The 12625-nt window shown below is 73.5% G+C and carries 12 protein-coding genes; all 12 read right to left on the bottom strand.

Translation table 11 applies throughout. From position 1 onward, the window contains the following. Positions 1-447 precede the first annotated feature (447 nt). The 12 genes from tyrS to AC1C2V_RS14965 all read right to left on the bottom strand — a co-directional run bounded on the left by tyrS (position 448) and on the right by AC1C2V_RS14965 (position 12621). Positions 448-1707 (bottom strand): tyrosine--tRNA ligase, encoded by a 1260-nt coding sequence (tyrS, locus tag AC1C2V_RS15020; RefSeq protein WP_495390427.1) that lies wholly within the window; start codon positions 1705-1707, stop codon positions 448-450. 72 nt (positions 1708-1779) lie between these two features. Beyond that, positions 1780-2439 (bottom strand): DNA-3-methyladenine glycosylase, encoded by a 660-nt coding sequence (locus tag AC1C2V_RS15015; protein WP_495390426.1) that lies wholly within the window; start codon positions 2437-2439, stop codon positions 1780-1782. A 7-nt stretch (positions 2440-2446) separates the two neighbouring features. After that, entirely contained in the window at positions 2447-3079 is a 633-nt protein-coding gene (locus AC1C2V_RS15010; RefSeq protein WP_495390425.1) for a uridine kinase family protein, read from the bottom strand. Positions 3080-3098: 19 nt separating this feature from the next. Further along, complete coding sequence (gene argH / locus AC1C2V_RS15005; RefSeq protein WP_495390424.1) at positions 3099-4568, bottom strand: argininosuccinate lyase; 1470 nt, start codon at positions 4566-4568, stop codon at positions 3099-3101. Beyond that, on the bottom strand, positions 4568-5797 hold the full coding sequence (locus tag AC1C2V_RS15000) for an argininosuccinate synthase (protein WP_495390423.1): 1230 nt from the start codon (positions 5795-5797) through the stop codon (positions 4568-4570). The genes argH and AC1C2V_RS15000 overlap by 1 nt, the downstream gene beginning before the upstream one ends. A 69-nt stretch (positions 5798-5866) precedes the next feature. After that, positions 5867-6412 (bottom strand): arginine repressor, encoded by a 546-nt coding sequence (locus AC1C2V_RS14995; protein WP_495390422.1) that lies wholly within the window; start codon positions 6410-6412, stop codon positions 5867-5869. Further along, positions 6409-7341 carry an ornithine carbamoyltransferase gene (argF, locus tag AC1C2V_RS14990; RefSeq protein WP_495390421.1) on the bottom strand — a complete coding sequence of 311 codons (933 nt, stop codon included), beginning with the start codon at positions 7339-7341 and terminating at the stop codon, positions 6409-6411. The genes AC1C2V_RS14995 and argF overlap by 4 nt, the downstream gene beginning before the upstream one ends. Continuing rightward, complete coding sequence (locus AC1C2V_RS14985) at positions 7341-8705, bottom strand: acetylornithine transaminase (RefSeq protein ID WP_495390420.1); 1365 nt, start codon at positions 8703-8705, stop codon at positions 7341-7343. The genes argF and AC1C2V_RS14985 overlap by 1 nt, the downstream gene beginning before the upstream one ends. Then, complete coding sequence (gene argB / locus AC1C2V_RS14980; RefSeq protein WP_495390419.1) at positions 8702-9652, bottom strand: acetylglutamate kinase; 951 nt, start codon at positions 9650-9652, stop codon at positions 8702-8704. Before argB ends, AC1C2V_RS14985 begins: the two co-directional genes overlap by 4 nt. Beyond that, a complete protein-coding gene (gene argJ, locus AC1C2V_RS14975) occupies positions 9649-10830 on the bottom strand; it encodes a bifunctional glutamate N-acetyltransferase/amino-acid acetyltransferase ArgJ (protein WP_495390418.1) in 1182 nt (393 codons plus the stop codon). Before argJ ends, argB begins: the two co-directional genes overlap by 4 nt. A gap of 109 nt (positions 10831-10939) precedes the next feature. Beyond that, positions 10940-12025, bottom strand: a complete 1086-nt coding sequence (gene argC / locus AC1C2V_RS14970; RefSeq protein WP_495390417.1) for an N-acetyl-gamma-glutamyl-phosphate reductase — start codon at positions 12023-12025, stop codon at positions 10940-10942. Between the two features lie 53 nt (positions 12026-12078). Continuing rightward, complete coding sequence (locus AC1C2V_RS14965; protein ID WP_495390416.1) at positions 12079-12621, bottom strand: GNAT family N-acetyltransferase; 543 nt, start codon at positions 12619-12621, stop codon at positions 12079-12081. Between the last annotated feature and the right edge of the window lie 4 nt (positions 12622-12625).

Below are 12625 nucleotides of genomic sequence, written 5' to 3'. Positions count from 1 at the left end.
CTATCAAACACACTGTTGAGTTCTCAAACAACCGACGCACACCCACAAGACCAGGACCTTCGTCCTGACCCCGCCGGGGCAACCCCTCAACCTTACTCGGTTCGTCCCTCTCCGTCAAATCCCGGCCGGAGCCTGAACTGGATGGATCGAACGCCCGTCCCGAACGAGAGCGCACTCGTCGCCCTCGTGAAGAAGGATTCGGGATGTCCGCCCTGGGCCGGCCACCGGTACCCGGCCTCTCGGCCGTCTCCTCGGTGTCCGTTCTCCGTGTCGGGCGAACGACCAGAACATTACACACACCTCGGCCGAAGGGCCAAATCGGCCCCTGACCTGCGCCTTTGTCCCGGTGTCGCCGCTGCAGAGACGGGTCAGGGCCCCGGGGTGCGCAGGGTGCGCCCCAGGGCCCTGCCGTCCGCACCCTGCGTGCGGGGTGCAGGTTCCCGCGTGCTACTCGGCGATCGCGACCGCGAGGGTCCGCTTGCCGCGGCGCAGCACCGCGTAGCGGCCGTGCAGCAGGTCCTCCGTGCGGAGGGCGGCGTCCTCGGACTCCACCTTCGCGTTGTTGACGTAGGCCCCGCCCTCACCGATCGCACGGCGGGCCGCAGCCTTTGACGGGACCAGGCCCGACCCCACGAGCGCGTCGACCACGAGGTCGCCCGCCTTCGCGACCGTCCGCGGCAGCTCGGCGACGGCCGCGCCGAGGGTGGCGGCGTCGAGCCCGGCCAGCTCACCCCGGCCGAACAGGGCCTGGCTCGCCGCGATCACGCCGTCGGTGGCGGACTGCCCGTGCACGAGCGTGGTCAGATCCCCCGCGAGCGCCCGCTGCGCCTCGCGGGCGAACGGCCGCTCCGCCACCTCCCCCGCGAGCGCCTCGATCTCCTCGCGGGATCGGAAGGTGAACACCTTGAGGTACTTCACGACGTCCGCGTCGGCGGTGTTGAGCCAGTACTGGTAGAAGGCGTACGGGCTGGTGAGCTCCGGGTCGAGCCAGACAGCCCCGCCCTCGGACTTGCCCATCTTGGTGCCGTCCGCCCTCGTGATGAGCGGCGACGTCATGGCGTGCACGGCGGCGGCGTCCGTCTTGCGGATCAGCTCGACGCCGGACAGCAGGTTGCCCCACTGGTCGTTGCCCCCGAGCTGCAGCGTGCACCCGTGCCGCTCGTAGAGCTCGCGGAAGTCCATGCCCTGCAGGACCTGGTAGCTGAACTCCGTGTAGCTGATGCCCTCGTCCGAACGCAGGCGCCGCGCCACGATGTCCTTGCCCAGCATGGTGCCGACCCGGAAGTGCTTGCCGACGTCGCGCAGGAAGTCGATCGCCGACATGGACCCGGTCCAGTCGAGGTTGTTGACCATGCGTGCCGCGGCCGGCCCCTCGAAGTCGAGGAACGGCTCGATCTGCCCACGGATCCGGTCGACCCAGCCCGCCACGACGTCGCGCGACTGCATGGAGCGCTCGGTGGTCGGCCGCGGGTCCCCGATCAGGCCGGTGGCCCCGCCGACGAGGGCGAGGGGACGGTGCCCCGCGAGCTGCAGCCGGCGCATGTTCAGCAGCTGCACCATGTGCCCGATGTGCAGGCTCTGTGCGGTCGGGTCGAAGCCCGCGTAATAGGTGACGGGTCCCTCGGCCAGCGCAGAACGCAGCGCGGCCTCGTCGGTGGACTGCGCCACCAGGCCCCGCCAGTGCAGCTCGTCGAGGATGTCGGTCACCGTGTCATCTCCTTGGTCGCGGATCGCTGCCCGTCGCCGGGCCGCAGGCCTAGTCTGCCCGACGTCGCACCCTCACCCGGACTGCTTTTCGGCCTTCGGCCTCCGCTGCGTCACGGCCCTGTAGTCGGAGACGGTGGGCTCCTCGCGAAGCCACAGCCGCCACGGGTACAGGTCGCCGCGCCCACCGTCGCCGCTGACCCCCACGCGCGGTCCGGTCTCCACGCAGGCGGACCCGACGCTCGCGCCGACGCTCAGCTCCACCGGGCCGCCCGGCACGGTGACGTCCGCGCCGTCGTCGGACCTGTCCAGCGCGAGGGCGACCGTCAGGCGGGCCGGCCCCCGCGCGAGGTCGCGCTCGTGGCGGACCACCCCCCGTGCGAGGCGGCGGCGACGGGCGAGCTCGGCGCCGACGGGGCCGGTGACCTCCCCGGCCCGCAGGAGGACCGCCGACGCCGAGCCCACCGGCCCGCACACCACGTTGACGCAGTGGTGCAGGCCCAGGTGCCGGTAGACGTACAGGTGCCCGGGCTCGCCGTACATCGTCGCGTTGCGCGCCGTGGGCCCCCGGAACGCGTGCGAGCCGGGGTCCCGCCCGCCGTCGTAGGCCTCGACCTCCGTGAGGCGCAGGGCGACCGTGCCCTCCGGGGTCCGCCGGGTGAGGGTCGCGCCCAACAGGTCGCGGGCGACCTCGAGCACGGGGCGGTCGTACCAGTCGTGGTCGGGGACGCTCATCCCCCGATCATGACGCCCTGCGCGACCGGTCGGCGCGATCTCCCGGCCCGGCACACCGGCCGAACCCGTCCAGCCGGACGTCGGCCCGCTCGCGGGTGCGCTCGACCGCGTAGTGGGCGCGCTCGTCGGCCATCCAGCGCACCCAGTGGTCGCGCGCGCCGGCGCCGTCGCGGTCGAGACCCCGCGCCAGGCGCACGTCGTCGTCCGCCTCGACCCACACGCGCAGCGCCACCCACGGGTCGACCTGCCGCGCCGCGGCGCCGCAGCCCTCGACGACGAGCACCAGCCCAGGCTCGACGTCATGCGGCTCGGCGTACTCCCCCGCCACCCAGTCGTAGCGCCGGTAGCGACCCGCCCGGCCCCCGGCGAGCGGGTCCAGGACCCACTCACGCAGGCGGCGCGCTCCGCCGTCGGGCCCGGCCTCCCAGCCCTCGTAGAGGTCGTCCAGGTGCACGACCTGGCACGCGAACCGCGCGACGAGCTGGGTGGCGAGCGTGGACTTGCCCGACCCGGCCGGCCCATCGACGCACACGAGGCGCGTGCGGCGCCACGGTTCCGGTGCCCCGGCCCCGGGGAGCCGGGGCACCGCGGACCGGACGCGCTCCGCGAGCGCGTCGAGCACGTCGTCCGGTGCCGTCATCGAGCATCGTCAGCCATCGTCAGCCATCCGCCCAGATGCGGAACTCCGCGGACCGCTCCTTGGCCGCCTCGAGCTGCTCGGCGACCCGGGCCGGGGCGGTGCCGCCCACGGCGTCGCGCGACGCGACCGAGCCCTCGACGCTCAGCACCTCCCGGACGCCCGGGGTGAGGTGCTCGGAGATCGCGGCCAGGTCGGCGTCGGTGAGGTCCCACAGCTCGATGCCGCGCGCCTCGCAGACCCGGACGCACGCGCCCGCGACCTCGTGCGCCACGCGGAACGGGACGCCCTGGCGCACCAGCCACTCGGCGATGTCGGTGGCCAGCGAGAAGCCCTGCGGCGCGAGCTCGGCCATCCGGTCGGTGTCGAACGTCAGGGTCCGCACCATCCCCGCGAAGGCGGGCAGGAGCACGGTGAGCGTCGTCACCTGGTCGAAGACCGGCTCCTTGTCCTCCTGCAGGTCGCGGTTGTATGCCAGCGGCAGGCCCTTGAGCGTGGTGAGCAGCCCCGTGAGGTCGCCCACCAGCCGGCCGGCCTTGCCGCGCGCGAGCTCTGCGATGTCCGGGTTCTTCTTCTGCGGCATGATGCTCGACCCGGTCGACCACGAGTCGTCCAGCCGCACGAAGCCGAACTCCTTGGTGTTCCAGAGGATGATCTCCTCCGACAGCCGGGACAGGTCGATGCCGACCATCGCCGCCACGAACGCGAACTCGGCCACGACGTCGCGCGCGGCGGTGCCGTCGATCGAGTTCTCCACCGGCTCGTCGAAGCCGAGCTCGGCCGCGACCGCGGCCGGGTCCAGCCCGAGGGACGAGCCCGCGAGCGCCCCCGACCCGTACGGCGAGCGCGCCGCGCGCACGTCCCAGTCCACGAGCCGGTCGACGTCGCGCAGCAGCGGCCACGCGTGCGCCAGGAGCTGGTGGGCGAGCAGCACGGGCTGCGCGTGCTGGAGATGGGTGCGGCCCGGCATGACGGCGTCGCCGGCGGCCTCGGCCTGCACGATCAGCGCGTCCGCGACGTCGAGCACCCGGAGGGCGACCGCGCGCGCGTTGTCCCGCAGGTACAGCCGCACCAGCGTGGCGATCTGGTCGTTGCGGGACCGGCCCGCGCGGAGCTTGCCGCCCAGCTCGACGCCCGCCCGCTCGATGAGACCCCGCTCGAGGGCGGTGTGCACGTCCTCGTCGCCCAGGACCGGGAGGAACGCCCCCGACTCGACGTCCGCGCGCAGGCGGTCGAGCGCGTCGAGCATCCCGGACAGCTCGTCGTCGTCCAGCAGGCCGGCGGCGTGCAGCACCCGCGCATGCGCCTGGGAGCCGCGGATGTCGTAGGCCGCGAGCACCCAGTCGAAGTGCGTCGACTGGGACAGGGCCCGCAGCTCCGGCGACGGGCCGCCGGAGAACCGGCCGCCCCACAGGGACACGTCGTCGGCCTGCGTGGTCAGCTTGCCGTCGGGCCCCGCGCCACCGCCCGGGGGCGTGACCTCGGAGCCCATCAGAACTCCCCGGCGCCGAAGTCGACGCCGTTGCCGAACTTCTCGTCGCGGGCGGCGGCCTGCTTGGCGGCCAGGCCGTAGATCTCGATGAAGCCCTTGGCGTGCGACTGGTCGAACGAGTCACCCTCGTCGTAGGTGGCGAGGTTGAAGTCGTACAGGCTCTGCTCCGACCTGCGGCCCGTCACGGTGGCGCGCCCGCCGTGCAGCACCATGCGGATGTCGCCCGAGACGTACTTCTGCGTCTCGTCCACGAAGGTGTCGAGGTTCTTCTTCAGCGGGGAGAACCACATACCGTCGTAGACCAGCTCGGCCCAGCGCTGCTCGACGGTCCGCTTGAAGCGGGCCTGCTCGCGCTCGAGCGTGATGTTCTCGAGCTCCTGGTGCGCGGCGATGAGCGCGACCGCGCCCGGCGCCTCGTAGATCTCGCGGGACTTGATGCCCACGAGCCGGTCCTCGACGATGTCGATGCGGCCCACGCCCTGGGCGCCCGCGCGGCGGTTCATCTCCTGGATCGCCTGCAGGGGCGTGACGGCGACGCCGTCGAGCGCGACCGGGACGCCCTGGTCGAACGTGATGACGACCTCGTCGGCGACCGGCGGGAACGTCGGGTCGTCGGTGTAGGAGTAGACGTCCTTGGTGGGCTCGTTCCAGATGTCCTCGAGGAAGCCGGTCTCCACCGCGCGGCCCCAGACGTTCTGGTCGATCGAGAACGGGTTCTTCTTGGTGGTCGCGATCGGCAGGTCGTGGCGCTCCGCGTACTCGATGGCCTTCTCGCGCGTGAGTGCGAGGTCGCGCACCGGGGCGATCGTCTTGAGGTCGGGGGCGAGCGACGTCGTCGCGACCTCGAAGCGCACCTGGTCGTTGCCCTTGCCGGTGCAGCCGTGCGCGACGGTCGTGGCGCCGAACTGGCGGGCCGCACGCACCATGTGCTTGACGATCACGGGGCGCGAAATCGCGGACACGAGCGGGTAGCGGTCGAGGTACATGCCGTTGGCCCGCAGGGCGGGCATGCAGTACTCGGCGGCGAACTCGTCGCGCGCGTCGGCGATGTACGCCTCCACCGCGCCGCAGTCGAGGGCACGCTTGCGCACCACGTTCATGTCCTCGCCGCCCTGGCCGACGTCGACGGCCACGGCCACCACCTCGGCGCCGGTGGCCTCGGCGATCCAGCCGATGGCGACGGAGGTGTCCAGGCCGCCCGAGTAGGCGAGCACGACGCGATCAGTCATCTCAAGTTTCTCTTTCTGGCGCGGGGTTCAGGTCGATTCTGGCAGGGGCGGCCCGGTCGGGCACGACCCTCAGGGTTGGGTGAGCTCGAGGAACCGGCGGGCGAGCTCGTCGCCGCCGAGCGGGTCGCGGGCGATCACGAGGATCGTGTCGTCCCCGGCGATCGAGCCGAGCACCCCCGGGAGGACGGAGTGGTCGATGGCGGAGGCGAGGTAGTTGGCCGCCCCGGGCGGGGTACGCAGCACCACGAGGTTGGCCGACGCCTCCGCGGAGACGAGCAGGTCGTTGCACAGCCGGGCCAGGCGGGCCGCGACGTACTCGACCTCGTCGTCGCCGATGCCCGCCGCCTGGACGCTGCGGTCCCCGCCCTCACCCGGCACGGCGTAGACGAGCGACCCGGAGGCGTTGCGCACCTTCTCGGCCCGCAGCTCGATGAGGTCGCGCGACAGCGTGCCCTGGGTGACGGTGACGCCGGCGTCGGAGAGCTCGCGGGCCAGCTCGGCCTGCGAGTGGATCGCGGTGCGCCGCACGATGTCGACGATCCGCGCGTGCCGGGCGGCCTTCGTCGTCGGCCCCGTGGCCTGACCGGACGACACGGCGCTGTCCGTGGCGCTCATCGGTGTTCCAGCAGCCAGGTGAGCAGCGCCTTCTGGGCGTGCAACCGGTTCTCCGCCTCGTCCCACACCACCGACGCGGGTCCGTCGATCACCTCCGCGGTGACCTCCTTGCCCCGATAGGCGGGCAGGCAGTGCAGGAAGATCGCGTCGTCGGCCGCGACGGACATCAGCGCGTCGTCCACGCGGAAGGCGTCGAGGGCGGCGAGCCGCTCGGCCGCCTCGTCCTCGTCGCCCATGGAGACCCAGGTGTCCGCGGCGACGACGTCGGCGTCCCGGGCGGCCGCGCGGGCGTCGGTCGTGACGGTCACCGAGCCGCCCGTCGTGCGGGCGATCTCCTCCGCCCGCGCCACGACGTCGGCGGGCGGAAGGTAGCCCTCGGGCCCGGCGACGGCGACGTGCAGCCCGGCCGTGACCCCGCCGAGCAGGTACGAGGCCGCCATGTTGTTCGCGGCGTCGCCCACGTACGCGAGGCGCTGACCGGGCAGCGCGGAGATGCCGCCGCGGTGCTGGGCGACCGTAAGGAGGTCGGCGAGGATCTGGCACGGGTGGAAGCCGTCGGTGAGCGCGTTCACGACGGGGACGCGGGAGACCGCGGCCATCTCGTCGATCCGGTCCTGGCCGAAGGTGCGCCACACGATGGCGGACACCTGCCGGTCGAGCACCCGCGTCACGTCCGCCACGGACTCGCGCACGCCCACCTGGGCGAGCCGGCCGTCCACGGCCACCGGGAACCCGCCGAGCTCGGCGACACCCGTGGCGAAGGACAGCTGGGTGCGCAGCGTCGGCTTGTCGAAGAGGATCGCGACGCCCTGCGGGCCGGCGAGCGGGGCACGCACGAACCGGTCCTCCCGGAAGGCCATGCCGAGCTCGAGGACCTCGCGCTGCTCGTCCGGGGTGAGGTCGTCGTCGCGGAGAAAGTGGCGGGGCATCAGGGCTCCCTTTCAACGGGCAGGTCAGCGGTTTCGGTGGTGTCGGGGACGGTCACGGAGGCGAAGAAGCGGGCGGCGTCGCGCGCCTGCTCCGCGGTGAGGATCAGCGGCGGCGCCAGCCGGATCGCGTCGGGCGCGACGACGTTGACGACGAACCCGGCGTCGAGCGCCTGCGCCGCCACCTGCGCCGCGACCGGACGGGTCAGCTGGACGGCGAGCAGGAGGCCGCGGCCGCGCACGCCGTCGATCAGCGGGTTGCCGCCCGCCTCGATCGCGGTGCGCAGCTCGTGGCCCACACGGCCCACGTTCTCCAGCAGCCCGTCCCGCTCGATCACGCCGAGGGTCGCGAGGCCCGCGGCGGCCGCCACGGGGTTGCCGCCGAACGTGGTGCCGTGCTGGCCGCGGCCCAGCAGGGTCGCGGCGCGCTCGCCGAACGCGATCGCCGCGCCCACCGGGAAGCCGCCGCCGAGGCCCTTGGCCACCGTCACGACGTCGGGCACCACGCCGCCCCCGATCTCGGGCTGCTGGAACGCGAACCACGACCCGGTGCGTCCGACGCCGGTCTGGACCTCGTCGAGCACGAGCAGCGCGCCGGCCTCGGTAGTGAGCCAGCGGGCGTGCGCCAGGTAGCCGGCCGGCAGGGCCCGCACGCCGGCCTCGCCCTGCAGGGGCTCCAGGACGAGCGCGGCGACGCCGCCCCGCTCGGCCACCGCGGCCGGGGAGAAGGCCTCCTCCAGCGCCGCGGTGTCGCCGAACGGCACGTGCTCGACGCCACCGGGCAGCGGCTCGAACGGGTCCCGGTAGGCGGCCTTGGCCGTGAGGGCCAGTGCGCCCATCGAGCGGCCGTGGAAGCCGCCCTCGAGCGCGAGCACGCGGGTGCGCGCGACGCCGCTCCTGCCGTCATCGCCGCCCTCGCCGCCATCGCCGTCGAAGCGGTTGCGGCGCGCCATCTTGAACGCCGCCTCGACCGCTTCGGTGCCCGAGTTGGTGAAGAACACGCGCGAGCCGTCGGGCGCACCCGCGAGCCGCAGCAGCGTCTCCGCAAGCCCGATCTGCGTGGGGGTGGCGAAGAAGTTCGAGACGTGGCCGAGCGTGCCGAGCTGGGCGCTGATCGCGGCGGTGAGCATGGGGTGCGCGTGCCCGAGGGCGTTCACCGCGATCCCGGCGAGCAGGTCCAGGAGCCGGCGCCCGTCGGCGTCCCACACGTACGCACCCTCGCCGCGCACCAGCACGCGCTGGGGCGGGCCGAACGTGTCCATCACCGCGTGGGTGTAACGGTCCGTCCAGGCTGCGTTGGAGTCGGTGTTCGAGGCCTCGGCCACGGCGCCGCCGGTCGCGGCCTCCAGGGGGGCTGCGTCGCTCATGAGTTCCGCCTCCGGGTTTCGACAGGCTCAACCGCCGGCTCGACCGACGCCTGCCCGGGGATGACCATCGTGCCGTTGCCGCGCGTGGTGAAGACCTCGAGCAGCACCGAGTGCGGCTGGCGGCCGTCGATGACGGTGGCGCGCGGCACTCCGCCCTGGACGGCCCGCAGGCAGGCCTCCATCTTGGGCACCATCCCGGCGGACAGGCTCGGCAGCAGGGCGGCCAGGGCGGGGGCCGCGATCTCCTCGACCAGCGAGTCCTTGTCCGGCCACGACGTGTACAGGCCCTCGACGTCGGTGAGCACGATGAGCTTCGTGGCCCCGAGGGCGACCGCGAGCGCCGCGGCGGCGGTGTCGGCGTTCACGTTGAGCACCTGGGTGGGGTCGTCGACGTCGGGCGCCACGGTGGAGACCACCGGGATCCGCCCGGCGTCGAGCAGGTCCTGCACCGCCGCCGGATGCACCTCGACGACGTCTCCCACCAGGCCCACGTCGACGGGCTCCCCGTCCACGACCGCGTGCCGGCGGGTGGCGCCGAACAGGCCGCCGTCCTCCCCCGACAGGCCGACCGCGCGCGGGCCGTGCGCGTTGATGAGGCCCACGAGCTCGCGCGAGACCTGGCCGGTGAGCACCATGCGCACCACCTCCATCGCCTCGGGCGTCGTGACCCGCAGCCCGCCGCGGAACTCGCTGGGGATGTCGAGCCGCTCGAGCATCGCGTTGATCTGCGGGCCGCCGCCGTGCACCACGACGGGGCGCAGGCCCACCTGCCGAAGGAACACCATGTCCTGGGCGAACGCGGCCTTGAGCTCGTCGTCGACCATCGCGTTGCCGCCGTACTTGACGACCACCAGCGCGCCGTCGAACTCCTGCAGCCAGGGCAGCGCCTCGAGGAGCACCTCGGCCTTCTGGCCGGGCTCCAGACCGTTCACCACGTCGCTGCTCATGAGCTGTACGCGCTGTTCTCGTGGACGTACGCGTGCGTGAGGTCGTTGGTCCACAGCGTGATCTCGGCGTCGCCGGCGTGCAGGTCGATCGTGATCGCGACGTCGCGCGCAGCGGCGAGGTCCACCTTCTCGGGCGGCTCGTGCGCCCCGCCCGCCTTGCAGACCATGACGCCGTTGACGCTCACGTCGAGCTCGGCCGGGTCGAACGGCGCGACCTCCTCGGGCACCGTGCCCACCTGGGACAGGATGCGCCCCCAGTTGGGGTCGTTGCCGAAGATCGCGGCCTTGACCAGGTTGGACCGGCTGACGGCGCGGGCGACCGCCAGGCCGGCGTCCTCCGTCGTGGCGTGCGCCACGGTGATGGCGATGTCGTGGGACGAGCCCTCGGCGTCGGCCACGAGCTGGCGGGCCAGGTCCGCGCAGACGGCGGTCACGGCGTCGGCGAACGCGACGTCGTCGGGGGTCGTGCCCGAGGCGCCCGAGGCCATGAGCACCACGGTGTCGGAGGTGGACATGCAGCCGTCCGAGTCGACCCGGTCGAACGTGGTGCGGGTTGCGGCGCGCAGTGCGGCGTCGGCCGCCCCGGCGTCCACGACGGCGTCGGTCGTGATGACACAGAGCATCGTGGCCAGCGCGGGAGCGAGCATGCCGGCGCCCTTGGCCATACCGCCCACGGTGACGGTGCCGTCGGCGGTCTCGATCGTGCGCACCGCGGCCTTGGGCACGCTGTCCGTGGTCATGATCGCCGTGGCAGCGGACATGCCGCCGGCCTCGTCGTCCGCGAGCGCGCGGACGGCGACGGGGATGCCCGCCAGCAGCTTCTCGGCCGCCAGCCGCACGCCGATCAAGCCGGTCGACGCGACGAGCACGTCGATCGCCCCGATGCCGAGCTCGTCGGCGACCTTCTCGGCGGTCGCATGGGAGTCCTGGAACCCGCCCGGCCCGGTGCACACGTTCGCGGCCCCGGAGTTCAGCACGACGGCGCGCGCGACGCCGTCCTTCACCGCCTGTCGGGACCACATCACCGGCGCGCCGACCACGCGGTTGCTCGTGAAGACGGCGGCGGCCGCGTGCTGCGGGCCGTCGTTGACCACGAGGGCGAGGTCCGGGGTGCCGGAGGACTTGAGCCCGGCGGTGACGCCGGCGGCCCGGAACCCCTGGGCGGCGGTGACGCTCATTCCGGGGCCCCCTCGAGTTCGCGAGCGTAGGTCGGGGTCCCCGCGAGGCCGCGCAGCGAAGCGAGCAGGCTCGTGGGGCGACCGGAGCGAGTGAACTCGTGGGGTGGGTTCATGGTGCGACTCCTTCGGTGATCAGGCCCGCCGTCTCCGGCAGGCCGCGGGAAAGGTTCATGGCCTGGACCGCCTGGCCGGCGGTGCCCTTGACGAGGTTGTCGATGGCGGTGACCGTCACGACGCGACCGACGGCCTCGTCGAGCGCCACCTGCACGAGCGCGGTGTTCGCGCCGAGCGTGGCGGCCGTCGTGGGCCACTGCCCTGGCGGCAGGAGCTCGACGAACGGCTCGTCGGCGTAGGCCTGCTCCCAGACGTCGCGCACCTCGTCCGCGGTCGCGCCCTCGTGGCCCGGCGCGAGCCGCGCCGTGACCGTGGCGAGGATGCCGCGGGACATCGGCACGAGCGTGGGCGTGAAGCTGATCGACACCTCGGGCGCCCCGGCCACGCGGAGGTTCTGCGCGATCTCGGGGATGTGCCGGTGCGTGCCGCCCACGGCGTAGGGCAGGGCGGACCCGAGGCCCTCGGCGGCGAGCAGGTGGGGCCTGAGCGACCTGCCGGCGCCCGAGTACCCGTTGGCAAGGACCGCGACGACGTCGGACGGGCTCACGAGCCCGGTGGCGACGCCGGGCTGCAGCCCCAGCGTGACGGCGGTGACGTTGCAGCCGGGCACGGCGATCCGACGGGCGCCGGGGAGCTCGTCGCGCTGGCGGCCCGTCACGACACCGGCGCCGTCGGCGTGGAGCAGCTCGGGCAGCCCGTAGGGCCAGGTGCCGGCGTGCGGCGAGCCGTAGAAGGCCTCCCAGTCCGCTGCGGACGCGAGGCGGTGGTCGGCGCCGAGGTCGAGCACGAGCACGTCGTCGGGGAGCTGCGCGGCGATCTCGCCGGACGCACCGTGGGGCAGCCCGAGCACGACCACGTCGTGACCGGCGAGCGCCTCGGGCGTCGTCGGCTCCAGCACGCGGCCGGCGAGCGAGCGCAGGTGCGGCTGCAGCTCGCCGAGGCGCGAGCCGGCGTTCGAGTGGGCGGTGAGGGTGCCGACCTCGAGGTGGGGGTGGCGGGCCGCCAGCCGGAGGAACTCGCCCCCGGCATAGCCCGACGCACCGGCCACCGCGACGCGGAGCTGCGACTGGGTGCTGACCATATGCAGCACTATACATATCTATGCAGTGGGATCCCAAGCCGACGCCGGCCGTCTCAGCCCGTGAGCGGCAGGTACATGACGTGCAGCCCGACGTACCCGTGGGTCGGGCTGCGGAACGCCCCGGGCACCGTGCCGACGATCTCGAAGCCCAGCGACCGCCACAGGCGTATCGCCGCGGTGTTCGTCTCCACGACGGCGTTGAACTGGATCCCCCGGTAGCCCTGCGCGCGATGCCAGGCGACGACGCGCTCCCCCAGCGCCCGGCCGACGCCGAGCCCGCGCGCCGCGGGCGACACCATGAACGACGCCGTCCCGACATGGTCGCCGTGGCCGGGCCGGTTGGGCCCCATCTTCGCGGTGCCGAGCACCATGCCGTCGGGGCGCTCGGCGACGACCGTCACGCCCGGCGGGCGCTCCAGCCACAGGCCCCGCCCCTGGTCGCTCGTGAGGTCCAGCGGGTAGGCGTAGGTCTCGCCCGCGCGCACCACGGCCTCGACGATCGGCCACAGGGCCTGCCAGTCGTCGTCGGTCGCGGGGCGGATGTCGAACGTCGCGGCCGTGTCGCTGTTCGTGTCGCTGTTCGTGTCGCTGGTCACAGGC

The organism is Isoptericola sp. Y541, from assembly GCF_059445465.1.
Note: the sequence above shows the minus strand (reverse complement) of the source record. Positions and strands in the feature narration are given on the sequence as shown.

What these genes read in the sequence shown, in the direction of transcription:
- AC1C2V_RS15015 (WP_495390426.1), bottom strand. Translation starts at nt 2,439, where the DNA reads ATGAGCGTCCCCGACCACGACTGGTACGACCGCCCCGTGCTCGAGGTC.
- AC1C2V_RS15010 (WP_495390425.1), bottom strand. Translation starts at nt 3,079, where the DNA reads ATGACGGCACCGGACGACGTGCTCGACGCGCTCGCGGAGCGCGTCCGG.
- argH (WP_495390424.1), bottom strand. Translation starts at nt 4,568, where the DNA reads ATGGGCTCCGAGGTCACGCCCCCGGGCGGTGGCGCGGGGCCCGACGGC.
- AC1C2V_RS15000 (WP_495390423.1), bottom strand. Translation starts at nt 5,797, where the DNA reads ATGACTGATCGCGTCGTGCTCGCCTACTCGGGCGGCCTGGACACCTCC.
- AC1C2V_RS14995 (WP_495390422.1), bottom strand. Translation starts at nt 6,412, where the DNA reads ATGAGCGCCACGGACAGCGCCGTGTCGTCCGGTCAGGCCACGGGGCCG.
- argF (WP_495390421.1), bottom strand. Translation starts at nt 7,341, where the DNA reads ATGCCCCGCCACTTTCTCCGCGACGACGACCTCACCCCGGACGAGCAG.
- AC1C2V_RS14985 (WP_495390420.1), bottom strand. Translation starts at nt 8,705, where the DNA reads ATGAGCGACGCAGCCCCCCTGGAGGCCGCGACCGGCGGCGCCGTGGCC.
- argB (WP_495390419.1), bottom strand. Translation starts at nt 9,652, where the DNA reads ATGAGCAGCGACGTGGTGAACGGTCTGGAGCCCGGCCAGAAGGCCGAG.
- argJ (WP_495390418.1), bottom strand. Translation starts at nt 10,830, where the DNA reads ATGAGCGTCACCGCCGCCCAGGGGTTCCGGGCCGCCGGCGTCACCGCC.
- argC (WP_495390417.1), bottom strand. Translation starts at nt 12,025, where the DNA reads ATGGTCAGCACCCAGTCGCAGCTCCGCGTCGCGGTGGCCGGTGCGTCG.